Raw genomic sequence first — 21,213 nt, 5'->3', positions numbered from 1 at the left:
CATGACCGCCATACTCTTCGTATGTACCGGCAATATCTGTCGCTCGCCAACCGCTGAAGGGGTGATGCGCGCAAAGCTGGAAGCGGCAGGGCTTGCCGCCGGCATTCATGTCGATAGTGCCGGCATCAGCAGCTACCATGTGGGCGAGGCGCCTGACCGGCGCTCCCAGCAACATGCGCGCCGGCGTGGCTATGATCTTTCAGACCAGCGTGCCCGGCGGCTGGTCCCGGAGGATTTCCAGCGCTTCGACTATCTGCTGGCGATGGACAGGAGCCATCTGGACGCGATGGAGGCCATGGCCCCGCAGCAGGGGCGTGGCCGAACCATGCTGTTTCTGGATTTTGCTGCCGGCGCCGCCACAAGAGAGGTGCCGGACCCCTATTATGGCGGCGATGGCGGTTTCGAGCGGGTGCTCGACCTGATCGAAGCAGCCTGCGACGGGCTGATCGCGGAACTGACCGGGGCCGGGCGTGCCGCTACTGGCCGAAAAGGCGCTTGAGGAAGCCGGCAAGCCCGCCTTCAGGCTCCGGTTGCGGGGCTGGGCCGCGCGCCGAGCCGGCAAGGCCGACATCGTTGCTTGCAACCGGCACCTCGACTTCGTCCGGCAGCAGATAAGGCAGGGGCCGCGCCGGCTGGCCCTTGGTGGCGGCCAGCATGAAATCGCGCCACAGCTGGGCGGGCAGGGTGCCGCCGGTGACATGCTTCATTGGCTTGTTGTCGTCATTGCCCATCCACACCACCGCCACCAGATCGCTGGTAAAGCCGGCAAACCAGGCATCGCGGCTGTCCTGGCTGGTGCCGGTCTTGCCGGCGGCGGGCCGGTCAAGCCTTGCGGACTTGCCGGTGCCCTCGGTCAGCACGCCCGTCATCATGCTGGTGAGATCCGAGATGGCGCGACGACCGACAACAGGAGGTGCCGGCTCGCTATGGCGGCGATAGAGCACGTTGCCCTGGGTATCCCTGATCTCGGTGACGATGTAGGGGTAGACCGGGCGCCCGCCACTGGCGAGTGCGGCATAGAGGCCGGCCAGATCGAGCGGCGTTACCTCGCTGGAGCCGAGCGCCAGTGACAAGTCGCTGCGCAGCGCCTCGGGCAGGCCGAGCGAGTGCGCAAGGTTGATGGTACGCGAAACGCCGGTGGACCAGAGCGTCTTGACCGCCACCGTGTTGATCGAATCCTCCAGCGCCGTACGGGCGGAGATGGTGCCGAGATAACCCGGCTCGTAATTGGAGGGGGAGTAGCCGTTGATGTTGATCGGCTCGTCCACCACGATGCTGTCCGGCTTGATCTTGCCGGCTTCCAGCGCCGCCAGATAGACGAAGGGCTTGAAGGACGAGCCCGGCTGGCGGTGGGCGTCGGTGGCGCGGTTGAAGCGGCTCTCGCCGTAATCGGTGCCGCCTACCATGCCGAGCACGGAGCCGTCCGGCGCCATCGCCACGAGTGCCGTTTGCCCGACATTGGCCTTGGAAGTGGCGGGTGACTGCATCATGGCGGCCACCTTGTCTTCGGCGGCGCGCTGGATGCGCGGATCAAGCGTGGTGCGGGCGACGACGTCACGGTCCTGCTCGCCAGCCAGATCCCACACCGTGTCGGCAATCCAGGACGAGATGTAGCCGCTGTTGGGGCCTACGCCGTCCGTCGGGCGTTCTACCGGGGTCGCCCTGGCCGTGTCGTACTGGGTGCGGGTCAGATAATGCTGCTCCAGCATGGCATCGAGCACGATGTTGGAGCGATCCTGTGCTGCCTGCGGGTCATTGGTAGGCGCATAACGCGACGGCGCCTTGAGGAGACCCGCAATAACGGCAGCCTCACGCACATTGAGCTTGCTGGCATCCTTGTTGAAATAGCGCTGGGCAGCCGCATCGACGCCGTAAGCGCCACCGCCGAGATAGACGCGGTTGAGATAGGCGGCCAGCAGCTCTTCCTTGCTGTAGTGCCAGTCCAGCCACAGCGCCAGCACCAGTTCCTGCGCCTTGCGCAGCATGGTGCGGTCGGGGGTCAGAAACAGGTTCTTGGCGAGCTGCTGGGTCAGGGTGGAGCCGCCTTGCACGATGCGGCCGGCGCGCCAGTTGGTCCAGGCGGCACGGAGCAGGCCGATGGGGTCCACTCCGGGATGGTAGTAGAAGCGCTTGTCCTCGATGGCGACGACGGCGTTGGGAACCCAGGGCGGCACGTCGGCCAGCGTGATCTGTTTGCCGGAAAGCTGGCCGATACGGGCAAAGGTGCTGCCATCCCCGGCGATGATGGTAACGGAAGGCTGGCGCGGCGCGGCCTCCACCTCGTCGATGCGGGGGATGGTGTAGCCGACGACGGCGACGGCCGCGGCGCCGAACACCACCAGCCAGATCATCGCGACGACACCGACGCGCAGCAGCGAGACAGCCCAGTGACGCCGGGGTTTCTTGCCCCCGCCGCGGCGGCCACCGGAGCCGGACCCGGACCCGCCATTGCCATTACCGCCGCCTTTGCCGGCGCTTTCCTTGCGATGGCCGGGGGCCGCTTTTTTGCTCGCAGCGGTTTTGCGGCGCGGTTTTGCCGCCGGCCGGCTGGGCCCTTGTGCCCGGGCCGATGCGGCAAGGCCACTGTCATTGGCGGGGTCGGGCGTCGCCGTCAGCAATGGGGGACGCTCCTGTGCCTGCCGCTGCAGGGCGGGACCCGTGATGACCGGGCCGGAAGTGGTTCCGAAAGTGGGTGTTTGCCGTCCACCGTCGCCTGGCGCCGCAGCGGGGCGATGGCTGGCAGCGCGCGCAGGGGCATGCAGCCCGTCCTGGCGTGCTCCGTCACGGCTTGCGCGCAGGCCCGGCTCGTTCTCGGACTGGAAGGGCGCGGTGAGGCCCGGTTTGTGAAAGGTCGGGCTACGCCGCTCGCTCATCGGAATTCCGGTTAACTGTTGCTTCGCGCAGGGGCAGGGCCTCCTGGCACTCCCTCGCGGCTATGAAACGCCAAAGCACCGCATGCGGCTGCATGACGGCCTGCCAATTGGTGCCTAATGGCCGAGCACGGCAATTTTCAGGCAGCGTGGCTGCTGGCTTCCTGCTCGTTCAGCAGAGAGAAAAGGGCATCTGCCGTTTCGCAGCCGCGCAGACGATCCAGCATGCCGTCATCGCGCAGCAGGCGCGAAACGCGGGCGAGGGCCTTGAGATGATCCGCCCCGGCACCTTCGGGCGCCAGCAGCAGGAACATGAGATCGACCGGGTGCTCGTCCACCGCGTCGAAGTCGATGGGCCGGGTCAGACGGGCAAAGACCCCGTAGACCCGGTCCAGCGAAGCAAGCTTGCCGTGAGGGATGGCCACGCCACGCCCGACCCCGGTGCTGCCAAGCCGCTCGCGTTCCACAAGCGTATCGAAGATCGCGCGCTCACCGAGGCCGGTGATGACGCTGGCTCTCTTGGCTAGTTCGTGGAGGGCCTGTTTCTTCGACGTAACGTGGAGAGACGGAAGGACGCTGTCCGGAGTCAGGATACCGTTCATGACGTGGTGTTACCGCTCACGCTCGTTTGGCTCTGATGGCGCTCAATGGCTCTTTCCGGCTACTGCCGGATCGACCCAACCGATGTTCCCGTCGGGACGGCGGTAGATCATATTGAGCCCGCCATGGGCCGGATTGCGAAACATTAACGCCGAAAGGTTACCAAGGTCCAGTCGCATCACCGCATCGCTCACCGCAAGTGTCTCCACCTGGGTGGTCATGTCGGCGATGATGACGGGGGCCCCATCGGCGTGCTCGCCAGCTTCATCGTCCAGATCGTCGCGGGATTCAATCACATTATACTGGGCGGTGGTCGGCGAAACGCCGTCTGCACCGTTCAGGTGATGGTCGCGCAGGCGGCGCTTGTAGCGGCGCAGGCGCTTGCCGATCTTCTCGGCGGCGCCGTCAAAACTGGGGTAGGGCTCATTTGCCTCGGCATTGGCTTGCAGCAGGATGCGCTTGCCGACATGGATGACGACATCGCACTTGAACATATGGCCTTCGCGCGAGAAGACGACATTGGCCTCGATCGGGTCGTTGAAATATTTGTTCGCGACCTCGGTGAGTGCGCCTGACACATGCGTGCGCAGGGCATCGCCAACATCAATCTGCTTGCCTCGAATGGTGAGCTGCATGGCATTCATCCCGCTTTATTGCTGGCCTCGCACTCCGGTGCCCGGATGTCTTGCCGCCAGATGGGGCGGCACGGCGAAAGGGGCGAACGGCAGGAGCGCGCGCCTTGGTTTAAAGGACCTTCCGCGCGGTTGCGCAGGCCCTCAGGATTGACGTGGGGCCGCGCTAGCGCACTGACAAGGATCAGATCTGCATCATTTTCAGCTTGCGGCGCTGAACCGATGACGGGATCCCCATGGCCTCCCGGTACTTCGCCACGGTGCGCCGGGCGACATCCACGCCATCCGTCTTGAGCGTGGCGACGATCTGGTCATCTGAAAGCACATTGTCAGGCACCTCCTGGTCGATGAGAGCCTTGATGCGGTGGCGCACGGCTTCGGCCGAGTGGCTTGCCTGCCCGTCCGCACCTGCAATCGCTGCCGTGAAGAAATATTTGAGCTCGTAGAGCCCCCGCGGCGTGGCGATGAACTTGTTGCTGGTCACACGGCTGACCGTGGACTCATGCATGTCGATGGCTTCGGCGATGTTGCGAAGCACCAGGGGGCGAAGATGCGTCACCCCGTGGGTGAAGAAGGCCTCCTGCTGACGGACGATTTCGCGCGCCACCTTCATGATGGTGGTTGCGCGCTGGTGAAGCGACTTCACCAGCCAGTTGGCAGATTGCCACTGTTCGGTAAGAAAGTCTTTCTCCGCCTTGCTCATCAGCTTGGCGGCCGGGCCGGTGGCGATTTCGGCGTAATAACGCTGGGAGACCAGCACGCGCGGCAGCGTGTCGGGGTTAAGCTCGACGATCCAGCCGTTGCCCGACGGGTTGCGGCGCATCAGCACATCGGGTGTGACGGGCTGGGCGATGTCGTGATCGAAGCCGGAGGCCGGGCGCGGATTGAGCGCCCTGATCTCGGCGATCATGTCCATAAGGTCTTCCTGGCTGCAGCCGATGGCCTTCAGGAGGCCGGGCACATCGCGCTTGGCCAGAAGGTCCAGCCGCTCCAGGAGGGCCTGCATCCAGGGGTCGAGGCGATTGAGCTCGCGCAGCTGGATGGCAAGGCATTCCTGCACCGAGCGGGCGCAGATGCCGGGCGGATCGAAGCGTTGGACGCGCTCCATCACGCCGAGGATCTGCTCCTCCGGGCAGCCGAGGCGCTCTGCCATCTCGGCGGTATCGCCGGACCAGTAGCCGCTTGCGTCCAGACCCTCGATGATCTCCAGCGCGATGGCGCGGTCAGCCGGGCTCGAGATGTCGCAGGCAATCTGCTGTTCCAGATGCTCGCGCAGCGACTCCGGCTGGGAGAGCGTGCGCTCCAGCGAGCTGTCATCATCGGAAAAGTCGCTGCGTCCACCGCTGCCGGTGTAGCTTCCCATCGCCTCGCCGGTATCGACGGGCACATCGCCGCGGGCGCTGTTGGTGTAGACATTCTCGTAGTCGGTATCGAGCGGGGCGTCGCGCTCCTCGATACCGGAGCGGCCGGTCAGCTCGGCAACGTCACTCGCTTCGCCGGCGGAGTAGCCCCCTTCGGCCTGCTGTGGGCTGTAGCTGTCCTCGAATCCGCCGGAAAGGGCTTCGCCGGTGCTGTCGGCGGCCTGGCCGCGTTCCAGCGGGCTGTCATCGAGATCGCCGGTTTCCAGCAGCGGGTTGCGTTCCAGTTCCGCATCGACGAAGGCGGTCAGCTCGACATTGTTGAGCTGCAAAAGCTTGATGGCCTGCTGCAGCTGGGGTGTCATCACCAGCTGTTGCGATTGCCTCAGATCAAGCCGTTGGCTGAACGCCATTACCCCTTTCCCCGCCTTTCGATGTCAGAAGCCTTTTGTTTTTCTTGTTATTTTTAAAATCGTGCCACCGGCCTACAGGCTGAAACGCTCACCCAGATAGACGCGCCGCACATCCTGGTGGGCGACGATGTCGGCCGGGCGGCCTTCCATCAGCACGTGGCCGTCATGGAGGATATAGGCGCGGTCCACCAGGTCGAGCGTATCGCGCACATTGTGGTCGGTGATCAGTACGCCGATGCCCCGATCGCGCAGCTGGCCGACCAGTTCGCGGATATCGTTGACGGCAATGGGATCGATGCCGGCGAGCGGCTCGTCCAGAAGGACGAAATGCGGACGGGCGGCAAGGCAGCGCGCGATTTCCACGCGCCGGCGCTCGCCACCGGACAGCGCCAGTGCCGGGGCCTGGCGCAGATGGGAGATGGAAAATTCGGCCAGCAGGCTGTCGAGCATGGCCTCGCGGGTGGCGCGGTCGGCTTCCGACAGCTCCAGCACCGCGCGCAGGTTCTCTTCCACCGTCATGCCGCGGAAGATCGAGGCATCCTGCGGCAGATAGCCCACGCCAAGGCGCGCACGCTGGTACATGGGCAGGCGGGTAACATCCTGCCCGTCAAGCAGGATGGAGCCGCTGTCGGCCGCAATGAGGCCGGTGATGATGTAGAAGCAGGTCGTCTTGCCGGCACCGTTGGGGCCGAGCAGGCCGATGACCTCGCCGCGCTGCACATTGAGGCTGACGTCCCGCAGCACCGGGCGCTTCTTGTAGCGCTTGCCGAGGTTGCGCACGGTAAGGCCGCTATTGTCGGCCACGACCCTCAGATGCTGGCCGGAACCCTCCGCGGAAGCACCATCGGCACTGTCCGGCGGGGCCGCCTCGTGGGCTGGAGGGCCGGAACGCATCGGTTGGCCTCGTTTTTGCTCGTCGTCTTTCACGGATCTGATCTTAAGCCACGAATGGGGCGTCGCGGAAAGGGGTAATCAGCATGAAGCTCATGGCTTCTTGCTGTCGCCCGCACCGTTCTTGTCGCCGGGATAAAAGAGGATGCGGGCTTTTTTGTCGTCTCCCTGACCTTTGGGGGCCAGCAGGGTAGAGACGCCCGACTTCATGTCCACCGTCGCCGCTTCACCGGTGAGAATAGTGCGGCCGCGCACGATACGCACGCCACCCTCCAGCCGGGCGGTATCGGCAATCGCGTCATAATGGCCCCGTGCGCCGGTGGCCGTTTCCGTTGCCGTGGTGACCTGCACATTGCCCACGGCATCGGCAGAGGACAGTGAACCGGTGCCGGCGGCAGATGTGCCGGCTTTTGCCGGGGCACTGCCTGCCTTGGCGCCGGCTGCAGGCGCGGCGTCGAAATGCGCGGTGATATGGTCTGCTGCCAGCACACGATCCTGCTGGGAGACTGTGGCGTTGCCGTCGGCGGTGGCAATACGGCTGGTGGAGTTGTAGGTGATCTTGTCGCGCGCGGTGACCTTGCCCTGGGCGCTGGTCACGGAAAGAGCGCCGCCGGTCAGTGTCATCAGCCCGGTCGCCACGTCATAGGTGGCGGTATCGCCCGCGGCTACGCGGTCGCCATCGACGATGCGCACCCCGCCTTCGGCCACCACCGTCTTTACTTCAATGCCGCCGGAGCCGCCGTTGCTCGCAGGGCCTTCGGTGTAGGTGGCGGTAAGGCGCGGAGCTGTCAGCGTCAGCGTGCCCTGCACTACCTGCGTGCCGCCATCGGCGGTAATGGTGCTCGCCGGGCGATCCCAGCGGATGGCGCCATCGGCAGTGATCTCAACCGGCTGGCTGCCCGGCCGCATGAGCGTCTGCGCCAGCGCAGGCTGGAAAATGCCGGCGCCGAGGCCGACGGCCGGTGCAAGGAGAAGGGCGCAGAGGGCTACCTTGCGGCGTGCGCGGCGGATCATGGAGAGGTCCCTCTCAGCAGGATATGCGATTGGCCCTTGAGGGTGACGATGTTGCCGGAATCGCCGACGGTGAAGCCCTGCGAGTGAAACTCGCCCATCGGGCCGGAGCCGGAGGTGGGGGCGGAGCTGTCGGCGACCAGCGTGTCCAGATTGACATGCACGAGATCGGTATCGAGCTGGTAGCCGCTGTCGTGGAACAGCACGACATGGCCGCTGAGATCGAGCGTCTGGCTGTTACGGTCATATCGCCCGTTTTCGGCGCGCAAGGCGATCCAGTGCCCCTCATCAAGCGTCATGTCCGCCTCGGCATTGACCAGATCGACCGCGCCGCCATCGGTAGACTGGATGGCCTTGTCGGCCGTGATGGTGAAGGGGCGGTTCTTGCGGTCGGTGCCGACGAAACGGGGGTTGGCGACTTCTGATTCCGGCTGGTCGACCGTGGCGGGAGGCGGTGCTTGCTCGGCGTTCAGCAGCGGGGCGATCTCGTCCCGCACGTCCTGCCAGTAGGGCCAGCCCAGCATGATCACGAGCAGCAGTATGGCGATAATGGGCAGGATGATGCGCAGGCGCTTGACCCGGCCGGTTCGTGCCAGGGTGGCAGAGGCGGCATTGATGGGGCGCGGGGCGAAGAGGTCGGCCTGGACCCCGCCCTTCTCGCCGTTACCCTTGTTCTCTGCGCCGCTCGCCATGCCGGATCCTTAAGCCAGACCGGCGCGCAGGCAGTCGTAGGTCTGCAGGAGGCCAATGGGCCGACGATCTTCAGCGCTCGCCACGACGAAGAGGCTGGCAATCTTGTGCCTGTCCATGACCGCCAGCGCTTCGCCGGCAATCTGGCCGGGGGTAACGGTCTTGGGATTGACCGTCATCAGTTCGGCCGCGTTTTCGGCAAAGGCGCCGCCGGGTTTGCGGCTGGTCAGGATATGGCGACGCAGGTCGCCATCGGTCACGATGCCAGTGAGGAGGCCGTTTTCGTCGATGACGCCGGCACAGCCGAAGCCGCCGGCCGACATGGTGGCGAGCACCTGCTCAAGGCTGGCTTCGGGTTTGACCAGCGGCAGCTCTGTCGCACCATGCATCAGGTCCTTCACCAGCATCAGCGATTTGCCGAGCTTGCCGCCGGGATGGAAGGTGCGGAAATCGGTGGAGGTGAAGCCCAGCCGCTCCAGCAGGGCGACCGCCAGGGCGTCGCCGAGCGCCAGCATCAGCGTGGTGGAGGTGGTGGGGGCAAGGCCCATTGGGCAGGCCTCAGGCTCCGGCGGCAACAGCAAGGTGATGTCGGCGCGGGTGTCGAGCGTGGAGCCGGCGCGGCTGGTGATTGCGATGAGCGGGATATTGAAGCGGCGGGTATAGGCGATGATGTCCGCCAGTTCCGCCGTCTCGCCGGAATTGGAAAGGGCGATGACGGCGTCGGCTTCCGTCACCATGCCGAGATCGCCATGGCTGGCTTCGGCCGGGTGAACGAAATGGGACGGGGTGCCAACAGAAGCCATCGTCGCGGCGATCTTGCGGGCGACATGGCCGCTTTTGCCCATGCCGGTGATGATCACACGGCCCTTGATGGCATAGAGCGTTTCCACGGCGGCGGCGAAGTCATCACCAAGGCTGGCGGCCAGAGCGGCAACGGCGCGCGCTTCAATTTCCAGAACTCGCACGCCGTGGTCGATGTCGCGGCGGGCAGCCTCGGTCTGGATGGGGGCAGGGGCAGCGGTCACTGTCGGAAGAACTCTCGTTTCGGGCGGTTGGTCTTGCCGTGTTCAAAAACTATGCAGGAGGCCGAATCAGGGGTCAACGAAGGCTGGCGATGCCGGCCTTCAGTCAGGTTCCTGTCGGTTTTAGTGGGCGAAGATGTCGAATTCAGGCCAGCCGGCGAGATCGAGCTCGGCCCGGGCGGGCAGGAAGTCATAGCAGGCTTTGGCCAGATGGGTCCGGTTCTCGCGTGCCAGCATGCCGTCGAGGATTTCCTTGAGGCGGTGCAGGTACAGAACGTCGCTGGCGGCATAGGTCTGCTGTTCCGGCGTCAGGCCCGGTGCTCCCCAATCGGAGCTCTGCTGCTGCTTGGAGAGATCGACATTCAGCAGCTCGCGGCACAGTTCCTTGAGGCCGTGACGGTCCGTGAAGGTGCGCACCAGCTTGGAGGCAATCTTGGTGCAGTAGACCGGCGTTGTGGTGACGCCGAGATAGGCCTGCAGCACGGCGACATCGAAGCGGGCGAAGTGGAAGATCTTCAGAACATTCTGGTCGGCCAGCAGGCGCTTCAGGTTCGGGGCGGCATAGTTGCGGTCGGCAAACTGCACCAGATGGGCATCGCCATCGCCGGCCGAAAGCTGCACGAGGCAGAGGCGGTCACGGATAGGGTTGAGGCCCATGGTCTCGGTATCGATGGCAACGCTCGTGCCGAAGGAAAGGCCGTCGGGCAGATCGTTCTGATAGACATGGATGGTCATGAGCTGGCGGCTTTCCTGGCTGAAGGGCAGCGCTGGCTCCGCCCCGGCCGGGGGAGGAAGCGGCGCGCCCTGATGAGATCGGCGGACCGGATGGGGCGCAGCCTTACATCAGCCGGGGGCAAAGGGCCAGCGCCTCGGCTTGCCGCCGGGCGTTCAGGCCGCAGGGTTTGCCAGGGCCCAGAAACGCCATCGGCGGCTCTCCGGGTGGAGAAGCCGCCGATCAGCGTTACTGTATTTCACTTGGAAATGGTGCCCAGAAGAAGACTCGAACTTCCACGACCTTTCGGCCACAGGTACCTGAAACCTGCGCGTCTACCAATTCCGCCATCTGGGCGTTCGCGGCATTTCGGGACCACCCGGAGGCGGCTCGCATTTGCTGCGGGCCGGATATCTAATGACCGGGGCGCGGCCTGTCAATGAGAAGTTTTGGTCCGTTCGGCAGCTTTTTTTGCCGTGACCGGACGGGGGTTGAAATGCCGGGCAAGCGCACTCTTTTGTTGAGGGGAGCCAGCAGGCCATAGCCGGAGGAGGACCAGAGAGATGACGCCGCGTATCGTCACAATCTTCGGCGGGACGGGTTTTATCGGCCACTATCTGGTCGCGCACCTGGCTGCTACCGGCGCGCAGATCCGGGTGGTTACCCGCGCGCCGCAGCGCGTGCTGACGCTGAAGCCGAACGGGTTCGTCGCGCAGATCGTTGCCGCCACCTGCGATTACAGGGATGATGCCTCTGTCGCCGCGGTGGTGGCCGGTTCGGATACCGTGGTCAACCTGATCGGCATTCTGGCCGAGGGGCACGGACAAAGCTTCGACACTGTACATCATCGCCTGCCGGAGCGCATCGCCCGCGCCGCGGCCGCCGCGGGAGTGCGCACGCTCGTTCATATCTCGGCGATCGGCGCCTCGGCCGAAAGCCCGTCTTCCTATGCACGCAGTAAGGCAGCGGGCGAGGCAGCGGTACGGGCGGCTTTTCCGCCTGCCGTCATTCTTCGCCCGTCGGTGATCTTTGGCCCGGAAGACGGGTTCTTCAACCGCTTCGCCCGGCTGTCGCAGTTCCTGCCGGCGCTGCCGTTGATCGGTGGTGGCACGACGCGCATGCAGCCGGTCTATGTCGGCGATGTGGTAGGTGCGATCATGCGGGCGGTAACCGACCCGGCGCTGGCCGGCAGCACCGCCGAGCTGGGCGGGCCGATGGTCTACAGCTTCCGGGAGTTGATGGCACTGACGCTGCGCCTGGCAAATCGTCGGCGGCGCCTTGTTGTCATCCCGTGGGGCCTTGCCATGCTGCAGGCTGGCTTTCTTGAATGCCTTCCCGGCGCGCCGATGCTGACCCGCGACCAGGTGCGGCTTCTGAAGCAGGACAACGTGGTGAGCGCCGGTGCGATGACGCTTGCCGATCTCGGCATTTCGCCGACGGCGGCGGAGATCATCGTCCCCACCTATCTCGACAAGTATCGCAGCGGCGGGCGTTTTGTGGCGCCCAGTCGCGGATGAGGCCTGGCCTTCAGAGTGCGCCCGTATAGACGGCAATCAGCAGGCCGCTGCCCAGCAGGATGCGATAGATGGCAAAGGGCGCAAGGCCGATGCGGCTGACATAATGCATGAGCAGCGAGATGGTGATGATGGCTACGACAAAGGTCATCACGCCGGCCGTGAGGGCGGAGCCCACAAGCGCACTGTCGCCTGACTTCATCAGGTCGTGCACGGCCAGGATGCCGGCACCGGCGATGGTCGGGATGGAGAGCAGGAAGGAAAAACGGGCGGCCTCCACCCGGGTGAAGCCAAGGAAACGTGCCCCGGTCATGGTAATCCCGCTGCGGCTGGTGCCGGGCACGAGGGCGATAGCCTGCATGAGGCCGATGACCAGCGCGTCACGCACGCCCATATGCTTGATCTCGCGCACATGCATGAAGGCGCCATCCGCGATCCACATCAGGATGCCGAACCCGAGCGTCGTCCAGCCGATAACGCGCACCGAGCGGTCCCAGTCCGGCGCGTTGGCATGCAGCCACAGGCCGAACAGGGCGGCCGGGAGGGTGGCAACCAGCAGCATTCCGACAAGGCGCGTGCGCTGGTCGGGGCGGCCGCGCAGGAGCATGACGAGCCCCATGACCAGTGACCACAGGTCGCGCCAGAAATAGAGCAGTACGGCAGCAAGGGTGCCCAGATGCACTGCCACATCCATCGTCTGTCCCTGGTCCTGCCAGCCGAGCAGGTTGGGCACGAGCACGAGATGGCCGCTGGAGCTGATCGGCAGAAACTCGGTAATGCCCTGAACGATGGCGAGGACGACGAGGTGCAGGAAAGGCATGGGCGGTCCGGTTGCTGGCGGGCAGGCGGGGCTTTCGAATAGCAGAGCTTGCGAGGCAAGGCGAGGGGCGGCCTCGGAGGGTGAATGGTCCGTTATGAGACTAATTTTTGGCCAGCTTTGTTGCGACGGGTTCGCATTTGATAAAATTTTCGCGAATATAGGTCACTAGTGTTGACCTAACGCGCATTTTTTGCTCGCAATCGGCTTTGGCAGCCGTTATGTTTCCAAATGAAGGCGCTTCCTGAACAGGGGCGCCTTCGCTTTCGTCAGAGAGGAGGGATCGGCCATGGCCGACCATAAGTCGCCCAAGAAGGGGCGGATGCTCGGATTTGTCTCCGTAGAGCCGAAGATGCCGGAAAAACGCCCGGCAGAGCTTCGCCGCGAAGACTTTCTGGAGATCTATGGTCGTTACGCCACCGCCCGCGCCGAGGAGCAGTCCAACCGCTGCTCGCAGTGCGGCGTGCCCTTCTGCCAAGTGCATTGTCCGCTGCATAACAACATCCCCGACTGGCTGAAGATGACGGCGGAAGGCCGCCTTGAGGAGGCTTACGAGATCTCCTCTGCGACCAACAATTTCCCGGAAATTTGCGGCCGAATCTGTCCGCAGGACCGGCTGTGCGAAGGTAACTGCACGACCGAGCAGTCAGGCCATGGCGCCATCACCATCGGCTCGGTGGAGAAGTACATCACCGATACCGCCTGGGAGAATGGCTGGGTAAAGCCGGTGAAGCCGGCTTTTGAGCGCGCGGAATCCGTGGGCATCATCGGCGCCGGTCCCGGCGGCCTTGCCGCAGCCATGCAGCTGCGCGCCCAGGGCTACAAGGTCATCGTCTATGACCGCTACGACCGCGTTGGCGGGCTGCTGATCTATGGCATCCCCGGCTTCAAGCTGGAGAAGGACATCGTGCTGCGCCGTCACCAGCAGATGGTGGAAAGCGGCATCGAGTTCCGCCTTGGCGTCGATGTGGGCAAGGATATCAGCTTTGCCGAACTGCGCGGGCGCCATGACAGTGTGCTGATCGCCATCGGCGTCTATCGCGCCCGTGGTCTCAAGGCGCCCGGCAGCGGCCTCAAGGGTATCTATCCGGCGCTCGATTACCTCACCACCTCCAACCGCGTGTCGTTGGGGGACAAGGTCGAGGCTTTCGCGAATGGCAGTCTGGATGCCAAGGGCAAGAAGGTCGTCGTGATCGGCGGCGGTGACACGGCGATGGACTGCGTGCGAACCGCAGTGCGCCAGGGCGCTGTCGAGGTTACCTGCCTTTATCGCCGTAACCGCGCCAACATGCCGGGCTCGCAACGCGAGGTGGCCAATGCCGAGGAAGAGGGCGTGGTCTTCACCTGGCAGGCGGCACCGGAGGGATTTACCGGCTCGGACAAGGTGGACGGCGTGCTCGCCCACCGCATCCATCTGGGTGTGCCCGATGCCAGCGGGCGCCAGAGCCCGCAGGTGATCGAGGGAAGCCAGTTCCGCATCGAGGCGGACATGGTGATCGAGGCGCTGGGCTTCGAGCCGGAAGATATCAGCGCGATGTTCGGCGAACCGTCGCTGGAAGTGACCCGCTGGGGCACGCTGAAGGCTGATCATCGCTCGAAGATGACCACGATGGACGGCGTGTTTGCCGCCGGCGATATCGTGCGCGGGGCGAGCCTTGTGGTGTGGGCCGTGCGCGACGGGCGCGATGCGGCGACCGCCATGCACCGTTACATGGAGGGGCGGCGGGTTTCCGCTGTCGCGGCGGAATGAGCGCGGCCCCGGAAACAATCGCCGGCGGCTGTTATTGCGGCGGAGTGAGCTTCACGGCCACCGGTCCGTTCGGCAAGGTCAGCGCCTGCCATTGCAGCCAGTGCCTGCGCATCAGCGGCGGCCCGTTCCACTCGACGGATTGCCAGGAGCCGAACCTCTCTTTCGAGAAACGGGAAACGCTCAGCTGGTTCAGCTCGTCCCCGGGACATCAGCGCGGTTTCTGCAGCAAATGCGGCTCGCCGCTGTTCTGGCGTCAGGAAGGAGATCCCCGCATCTCCATCAGCCTGACGGCGCTTGATGAGAACAACAGCTTCAGTATCGCCCGTCACATCTTCGTAGACGATAAGCCTACTTACTACACCATTGGCGACGACGCCCCCCGGTTTGCTGCCGGCGGCTGAGCGACGAAGTCAGAAATCCGGCGTCGGCAGGCGCCGCCACCCGATAAAGCAAGGCTTGCGGCCGAAAGGCCCGGCCCGGTTCCGAGGAGAACGGATACCATGTCCACGAATGAAACGCCGGTTGCCGGTCTGGGTGCGGAAGAGCGTGAAGGCAAGGAGTTCCTCAGCCGCTGGCAGGACAATGTCACCCGCCTCACCGCCACCCACGCCTATAATCCGGCTGATGAGCACGATGCCTGCGGCGTGGGTTTCATCGCTTCCATCGATGGCAAGCCGCGCCGCGACGTGGTGGAAAAGGGCATCGAGGCGCTGAAGGCCGTCTGGCACCGCGGCGCCGTGGACGCCGACGGCAAGACCGGCGACGGTGCGGGCATCCACATCCAGGTGCCGCAGGCCTTCTTCAAGGATTATGTCGAACGTATCGGCCACCGCCGCCCGGAACATGAGCTGGCCGTGGGCCAGGTGTTTCTGCCGCGCGTGGACTATGAAGCGCAGGAGCGCTGCCGCGCGATCGTGGAAACCGAGATCCTGAATTTTGGTTACTACATCTATGGCTGGCGCCAGGTGCCGGTGAACATCCATATCATCGGCGCCAAGGGCAATGCCACGCGTCCGGAGATCGAACAGGTCATCATCGGCAATTCCAAGAACCTGCCGGCGCCCGAATTCCACAAGGAGCTCTACATTATCCGCCGCCGCATCGAGAAGGCGGTGATGACGGAGAACCTGCTGGGCTTCTACATCTGCTCCCTCTCGGCCCGTTCCATCATCTACAAGGGCATGTTCCTGGCCGAGCAGCTGACGGCTTTCTATCCCGATCTGCTCGACGAGCGGTTCGAGAGCAATTTCGCTGTCTACCATCAGCGTTACTCGACCAACACCTTCCCGAGCTGGCCGCTGGCGCAGCCGTTCCGCACGCTTGCCCACAATGGCGAGATCAACACCGTGCGCGGCAACACCAACTGGATGCAGGCGCACGAGCCGCGCATGGCCCACCCGGATCTCGGTGCCTATATCGAGGACGTGAAGCCGGTCATCCCGCAGGGTGCTTCCGACAGCGCGGCGCTGGACGCCGTGTTCGAGCTGATGTTGCGCGCTGGCCGCGAAGTGCCGCAGGTCAAGTCCATGCTGGTGCCGGAAGCCTGGGCCAACAGCCCGGACCTGCCGGAAGATGTGCGCAACTTCTACGCCTACTGCAACGCGGTGATGGAAGCTTGGGACGGCCCGGCGGCGCTCGCTATCTATGGTGGCCGCTGGATCATCGGCGGGCTTGATCGCAACGGTCTGCGCCCGATGCGCTATGTCATCACCGGCGACGGGCTGCTGATTGCGGGCTCCGAGGCCGGCATGGTCAAGACCAACGAGCAGCAGGTGGTGGAGAAGGGCCGCCTCGGCCCGGGGCAGATGATCGGCGTCGATCTTGCTGCCGGCCGCCTCTATCGCGACCTCGAGCTCAAGAGCTACTGCGCCGCCAAGCATCCGTATGGCGAGTGGGTCAAGAACACCGTCAAGCTGGACGATCTCGTCAAGCAGGCCGCGCGCGAGCAGGAGCCGCTGGAGCTTGCCCGCGACGATCTGCGCCGGCGTCAGCGCGCCTACTCCCAATCTCTGGAAGACATGGAGCTCATCCTCCATCCGATGGTCGAGGACGGCAAGGAGGCCATCGGCTCGATGGGGGACGACACCCCGATGGCGGTGCTGTCGGACCAGTATCGCGGCCTGCACCATTTCTTCCGCCAGAATTTCAGCCAGGTGACCAACCCGCCGATCGACAGCCTGCGCGAGCGCCGGGTCATGTCGCTGACGACGCGCCTTGGCAACCTCGGCAACATTCTGGATGAAAGCGCCGAGCAGTGCCGGTTGCTGCAGCTGAATTCGCCGGTGCTGACCAACGGCGAATACAAGGCCCTGCGCTCCTATATGGATGAGACGGCGGCGGAAGTGGACTGCACTTTCCCGGCCGATGGCGGCCCGGATGCGCTGCGCGAGGCGCTGGCCCGTATCCGTCAGGAAGCGGAGGATGCCGTGCGCGGCGGCGCCGAGCATCTGGTGCTGACGGACGAGAATGTCTCGGCCGGCCGGGCTCCTGTGCCGATGATCCTGGCCACCGGCGCGGTGCACATCCACCTCGTGCGCTCCAACCTGCGTACCTTCACCAGCCTCAATGTGCGTTCCGGCGAGTGCCTCGAGACGCATTATTTTGCTGTGCTGATCGGTTGCGGTGCCTCGACCGTTAACGCCTATCTGGCGCAGGAAGCGATTGGCGACCGGCAGGCGCGCGGACTCTTTGGCGACATGTCACTCGAGGAGTGCATGCGCCGCTTCAAGCAGTCCATCGATGATGGCCTCCTGAAGATCATGTCCAAGATGGGTATCTCGGTCATCTCCAGCTACCGCGGCGGCTGCCTCTTCGAGGCGGTGGGCCTGTCGCGCAGCCTGGTGGCGGAATATTTCCCGCCGATGCCGAGCCGTATCTCCGGCATCGGTCTCAATGGCATCCAGAAGAAGGTGCTGGACCAGCACACCCAGGCTTTTGCCGGCAATGTGGTGACGCTGCCGGTCGGTGGTTTCTACCGCTATCGCCGGGGTGGCGAGCGCCACGCCTATGAGGCCAACCTCATCCACATGCTGCAGGCGGCGGTGAAGAACGACAGCTTCGCCACCTTCCGCAAGTACAGCCAGTCAATCCATGAACAGAAGCCGATCTTCCTGCGGCATCTGCTGGAGTTCCGCCAGGGCGGCGAGGCCATTCCGCTGGAAGAGGTGGAGAGCATCACCGAACTGCGCCGGCGCCTGATCACGCCGGGCATGTCGCTGGGTGCGCTGTCGCCGGAAGCGCATGGCACACTGAATGTCGCCATGAACCGCATCGGTTCCAAGTCGGTGAGCGGTGAGGGCGGCGAGATCCGTGAACGTTTCCAGCCCGACGCCAATGGCGACAACTGGAACTCCAAGATCAAGCAGGTGGCCTCCGGCCGCTTCGGCGTGACGGCGGAGTACCTCAACCAGTGCATCGAGCTGGAGATCAAGGTCGCCCAGGGCGCAAAGCCCGGCGAAGGTGGCCAGCTGCCCGGCTTCAAGGTCACGGAACTGATCGCCAAGCTGCGGCATTCTACGCCGGGTGTGACGCTGATCAGCCCGCCGCCGCACCACGACATCTACTCCATCGAGGATCTGGCCCAGCTCATCTATGACCTTAAGCAGATCAATCCGGTGGCGCGGGTGTGCGTGAAGCTGGTCTCGCGCTCCGGTATCGGCACCATTGCCGCCGGCGTTGCCAAGGCCGGCGCTGACGTCATTCTCGTCTCCGGCCATAATGGCGGTACGGGTGCCAGCCCGCAGACCTCCATCAAATATGCCGGCCTGCCGTGGGAGATGGGCCTTTCCGAGACCCATCAGCTGCTTACCCTCAACGGCCTGCGCCACCGCGTGGTGCTGCGCACCGATGGTGGCATCCGCACCGGTCGTGACGTGGTGATTGCGGCCATGCTGGGCGCCGAGGAATATGGTGTCGGCACCGCGTCGCTGGTGGCGATGGGCTGCATCATGGTGCGCCAGTGCCACTCCAACACCTGCCCCGTTGGCGTGTGCGTACAGGACGAGGCGCTACGCGAGCGTTTCACCGGCAAGCCGGAGCATGTGGTCAATCTCTTCAGCTTCATCGCCGAAGAGGTGCGCGACATCCTGAGCCAGCTTGGTTTCCGTACGCTCAAGGACGTGGTGGGCCGCACCGACCTGTTGCACCAGGTGAGCCGTGGTCACGACTATCTCGACGACCTCGACCTCAATCCGTTGCTGACCCAGGCGGACCCGGGCGGTAACCCCACCCACTGCACGCTGGCCCCCGGCGAGCGCAACGAGCTGCCGGATACGCTCGATGCGCAGATGGTCGTGGACGCGGCCTCGCTGTTCAAGGACGGCGAGAAGATGCAGCTCGCCTACAATGTGCAGAACACTCACCGCACGATCGGCACGCGCCTTTCGGCCATGATCACCCGCAAGTTCGGGATGACGGGCCTCAAGGACGGGCACATCACCGTGCGGCTGCGTGGATCGGCCGGCCAGTCGCTGGGCGCCTTTGGCGTGCAGGGCCTCAAGATTCAGGTGTTCGGCGATGCCAACGACTATGTCGGCAAGGGGCTTTCGGGTGCCACCATCGTGGTGCGGCCGACAACCTCCAGCCCGCTGAAGTCGAACGAAAACACCATTATCGGCAACACCGTTCTTTACGGTGCAACCGCCGGCAAGCTGTTTGCCGCCGGCCAGGCCGGTGAGCGCTTTGCTGTCCGCAACTCCGGCGCCACGGCGGTGATCGAGGGCTGCGGCTCCAACGGGTGCGAATACATGACCGGCGGCACCGTCGTCATCCTTGGCGGGGTTGGTGACAACTTCGCCGCCGGCATGAGCGGAGGCATGGCCTTCGTCTACGATGCAGAAGGCTCGCTGCCCCAGCGCATCAATGACGACAGCGTCATCTGGCAGCGCATCCAGGTTTCCCATTACGAGGACCTGCTTAAGGGCCTTATCGAACAGCATGTGCAGGAAACGCTCAGCAAGTTTGCCGAGACCCTGCTCATCGACTGGACGCTGGAACGTGACAAGTTCTGGCAAGTGGTGCCGAAGGAAATGGTCAACCGTCTTGCGGTTCCCATCGCCCCGGCCGTCGCGGCTGAATAAGCCGTATTTTTGAGTGACCAACCCTGACTAGAAACCCGGCAGCTTGCTGCCGGGTTCTTTTTTTGTGGCGTGGGTAAGGTGCTCAGAGTCGGATCGAGAGCATCACCGCTTCAAACTGCTTGCGAAACGCTTCCTCGGCGCGATTGTCGCCACAGGACAGGAGCTGAATTTCATCAGTGACACCCCGGCTGTCGCGGCGCAGATCCTGGCCGACAGCAGTGGCATCCCGGTCAGCGACAAACAAACCGGTCATACAGATGGCATGGGTGTCACTCTGTTGTGGCAGGTCAGCCACCCAGACACTCGCATTGTCTAGCCGGCGTACGGTCGAGATATCGGGTACAGTATTGAACTTGTTTCCAGTTTCGCTGTTAAGGCGACCAGTCCAGTCAAGCTTCTTGGCGATTTCGTCTGTTTCGGAGGTATTGATCTTGAGGTAGATGAACGGGCCAGCTGCGGCGTGGGTGCCTTGAATAAAGCTGCTCTGCCCGGTCCAGCTGAAATGGATGATCCGCGTGTTGGTCGAGCTGTTGGTCGCCTGCTCGAACTCTGAGCTACCGGTCGGAAGCTCGATCTTGAAGGGCGCCTGACTGCGGGTAATGGGCTGCCATTCGCCGAAGTTATTGTGATATTCGCTGGTGGTCTGGCAGCCGCCAAGCAGCGCCAGCAGGATCATGGACGTAGCACCTGCAAATTTTCTCATTTTTGGCCGACTCTTTTCCATATAATTACTTTTAATAGTAATTTATTCTAACTCTGCTCTTTAAGAAATTAACAGCCTCTTTTCTCCGGAAAGAGGGGGCTAGAATAAAAAAGAACCCGGCCTGATAGCCGGGTTCCATGTCCTGCTTTCCACACCAGGTATCGTCAAAAGACGGCCGGCGTTGCTTTTGCCAGTTACTGGGCGCTGGCTTCGACGATGGTGCAGTTGTCACCCCAACCCGAACAGCGGGTCAGAGCCTGATTGCGGGCTTCGTCAACCGATTTGGTGCCGGAAACCCAGCCCCAGGCACCACCCGGGGAAGTCGCAAGCGCCTTGGGGCCCGATGCCTGGGTGTATTCGGCAATCGACTTGGAGCGGGTTTCGGTCGCGGTATCGATGGCATTGGGGGCTACAGCTGCGGAGCCATTCATCGCGACGGTCGGCAGTTCATTGACCGAGATGACCTTGCAGTCACCGGCGCTGGAAACGGCGGAGCAGCGCTTCACTGCTTCAAGTTCGGCGCTCTGCACGTCACCGACACCGCCGATATAGCCATAGGCCTTGTTTTCCTTGTCAACGGCAAAAGCCTTCGGCAGGGCGAGACCCAGATAGGTCTGGAAGGCATCGCGGCCGGCCTCCGGCAGGGCCTCAACGGCGCCGGGCGCCTCCTTGCTGGCAAGCAGGGTGACGGACGACATGCTTTCCGGCGGCGGGGTACCGACCGTGGTGGTGGCCGCAACCGGCGTGATCACAGTTGTCGTGGTGGTGGTAGTCGGCGCCGGACCGCTCTGCATCAGCGTTGCCGGCACCATCAGCGGACGCGGGCTCGGCGGATAGGTCACAGCGCTGGTCGGCGTCGGGGCCGCGGTGATGGTGGTGGTCTGGGCGGCGGCGGTTGCCGGATAGACGGTGGCCGTGCCCGGGGTGACGGTCGTCACCGTGGTCTGGGTGGTCTGGGCGTTGGCGATGCCGCTGGCGGCGATAACAGTACCAGTGGCAAGCGCAATGCCGAACAGCTTCAGTGAAGGCATGATCGCACACTCCATGGTGTTAAAATCTGGCGGGGAAGGTGGCTCCCGAGGGCTTTTGCCCCGCCCCATGAGAGGATCAAGTGCTTATGGGCCCCATGCGTTGCGAGCCAATTTGAGGCAT

At 64.1% G+C, this 21,213-nt stretch carries 17 protein-coding genes and 1 tRNA gene; 5 read left to right on the top strand and 13 right to left on the bottom strand.

The window, feature by feature from the left end:
• Position 1 precedes the first annotated feature (1 nt).
• A complete protein-coding gene (locus tag QTL98_RS00195) occupies positions 2-499 on the top strand; it encodes a low molecular weight protein-tyrosine-phosphatase (RefSeq protein WP_445680225.1) in 498 nt (165 codons plus the stop codon).
• Here the strand turns inward: QTL98_RS00195 and QTL98_RS00190 are convergent.
• The 10 genes from QTL98_RS00190 to QTL98_RS00145 form a co-directional block, all read right to left on the bottom strand.
• Complete coding sequence (locus tag QTL98_RS00190) at positions 477-2,873, bottom strand: transglycosylase domain-containing protein (protein ID WP_445680224.1); 2,397 nt, start codon at positions 2,871-2,873, stop codon at positions 477-479. The genes QTL98_RS00195 and QTL98_RS00190 overlap by 23 nt on opposite strands.
• A gap of 137 nt (positions 2,874-3,010) precedes the next feature.
• Positions 3,011-3,472, bottom strand: a complete 462-nt coding sequence (ptsN, locus tag QTL98_RS00185; RefSeq protein ID WP_445680223.1) for a PTS IIA-like nitrogen regulatory protein PtsN — start codon at positions 3,470-3,472, stop codon at positions 3,011-3,013.
• A gap of 42 nt (positions 3,473-3,514) precedes the next feature.
• A complete protein-coding gene (hpf, locus tag QTL98_RS00180; protein WP_445680222.1) occupies positions 3,515-4,105 on the bottom strand; it encodes a ribosome hibernation-promoting factor, HPF/YfiA family in 591 nt (196 codons plus the stop codon).
• A 181-nt stretch (positions 4,106-4,286) separates the two neighbouring features.
• Positions 4,287-5,873 (bottom strand): RNA polymerase factor sigma-54, encoded by a 1,587-nt coding sequence (rpoN, locus tag QTL98_RS00175; RefSeq protein WP_445680221.1) that lies wholly within the window; start codon positions 5,871-5,873, stop codon positions 4,287-4,289.
• A 72-nt stretch (positions 5,874-5,945) separates the two neighbouring features.
• Positions 5,946-6,767, bottom strand: a complete 822-nt coding sequence (gene lptB, locus QTL98_RS00170; RefSeq protein WP_445680220.1) for an LPS export ABC transporter ATP-binding protein — start codon at positions 6,765-6,767, stop codon at positions 5,946-5,948.
• Positions 6,768-6,857: 90 nt separating this feature from the next.
• Entirely contained in the window at positions 6,858-7,778 is a 921-nt protein-coding gene (locus tag QTL98_RS00165) for an LptA/OstA family protein (RefSeq protein WP_445680219.1), read from the bottom strand.
• On the bottom strand, positions 7,775-8,467 hold the full coding sequence (gene lptC, locus QTL98_RS00160) for an LPS export ABC transporter periplasmic protein LptC (protein WP_445680218.1): 693 nt from the start codon (positions 8,465-8,467) through the stop codon (positions 7,775-7,777). Before lptC ends, QTL98_RS00165 begins: the two co-directional genes overlap by 4 nt.
• A 9-nt stretch (positions 8,468-8,476) precedes the next feature.
• Entirely contained in the window at positions 8,477-9,490 is a 1,014-nt protein-coding gene (locus QTL98_RS00155) for a KpsF/GutQ family sugar-phosphate isomerase (protein WP_445680217.1), read from the bottom strand.
• Between the two features lie 120 nt (positions 9,491-9,610).
• On the bottom strand, positions 9,611-10,222 hold the full coding sequence (locus tag QTL98_RS00150; RefSeq protein WP_445680216.1) for a ribonuclease D: 612 nt from the start codon (positions 10,220-10,222) through the stop codon (positions 9,611-9,613).
• A gap of 247 nt (positions 10,223-10,469) precedes the next feature.
• Positions 10,470-10,556, bottom strand: a tRNA-Leu gene (locus QTL98_RS00145).
• A gap of 206 nt (positions 10,557-10,762) precedes the next feature.
• Between QTL98_RS00145 and QTL98_RS00140 the strand changes: the two genes are divergently transcribed.
• Positions 10,763-11,716, top strand: coding sequence for a complex I NDUFA9 subunit family protein (locus QTL98_RS00140; protein WP_445680215.1), 954 nt, complete (start codon positions 10,763-10,765; stop codon positions 11,714-11,716).
• Between the two features lie 10 nt (positions 11,717-11,726).
• On the opposite strand, the gene QTL98_RS00135 is transcribed toward QTL98_RS00140, so the two are convergent.
• Entirely contained in the window at positions 11,727-12,533 is an 807-nt protein-coding gene (locus QTL98_RS00135; protein ID WP_445680214.1) for an undecaprenyl-diphosphate phosphatase, read from the bottom strand.
• 286 nt (positions 12,534-12,819) lie between these two features.
• Between QTL98_RS00135 and QTL98_RS00130 the strand changes: the two genes are divergently transcribed.
• From QTL98_RS00130 to gltB, 3 genes are all read left to right on the top strand, one after another.
• Entirely contained in the window at positions 12,820-14,280 is a 1,461-nt protein-coding gene (locus tag QTL98_RS00130; protein WP_445680213.1) for an NAD(P)-dependent oxidoreductase, read from the top strand.
• Positions 14,277-14,681, top strand: a complete 405-nt coding sequence (locus QTL98_RS00125) for a GFA family protein (RefSeq protein ID WP_445680212.1) — start codon at positions 14,277-14,279, stop codon at positions 14,679-14,681. The genes QTL98_RS00130 and QTL98_RS00125 overlap by 4 nt, the downstream gene beginning before the upstream one ends.
• Positions 14,682-14,780: 99 nt before the next feature.
• Entirely contained in the window at positions 14,781-19,358 is a 4,578-nt protein-coding gene (gene gltB / locus QTL98_RS00120; protein WP_445680211.1) for a glutamate synthase large subunit, read from the top strand.
• A gap of 82 nt (positions 19,359-19,440) precedes the next feature.
• On the opposite strand, the gene QTL98_RS00115 is transcribed toward gltB, so the two are convergent.
• Positions 19,441-20,034, bottom strand: coding sequence for a hypothetical protein (locus QTL98_RS00115; RefSeq protein WP_445680210.1), 594 nt, complete (start codon positions 20,032-20,034; stop codon positions 19,441-19,443).
• 221 nt (positions 20,035-20,255) lie between these two features.
• The gene (locus QTL98_RS00110) at positions 20,256-21,092 is read right to left on the bottom strand and encodes a hypothetical protein (protein WP_445680209.1); all 837 of its coding nucleotides are present in this window, start codon (positions 21,090-21,092) and stop codon (positions 20,256-20,258) included.
• Positions 21,093-21,213 lie beyond the last annotated feature (121 nt).

Origin of the sequence: Radicibacter daui (genome assembly GCA_030657355.1) — a bacterium.
Lineage (GTDB): Bacteria > Pseudomonadota > Alphaproteobacteria > Radicibacterales > Radicibacteraceae > Radicibacter > Radicibacter daui.
Note: the sequence above shows the minus strand (reverse complement) of the source record. Positions and strands in the feature narration are given on the sequence as shown.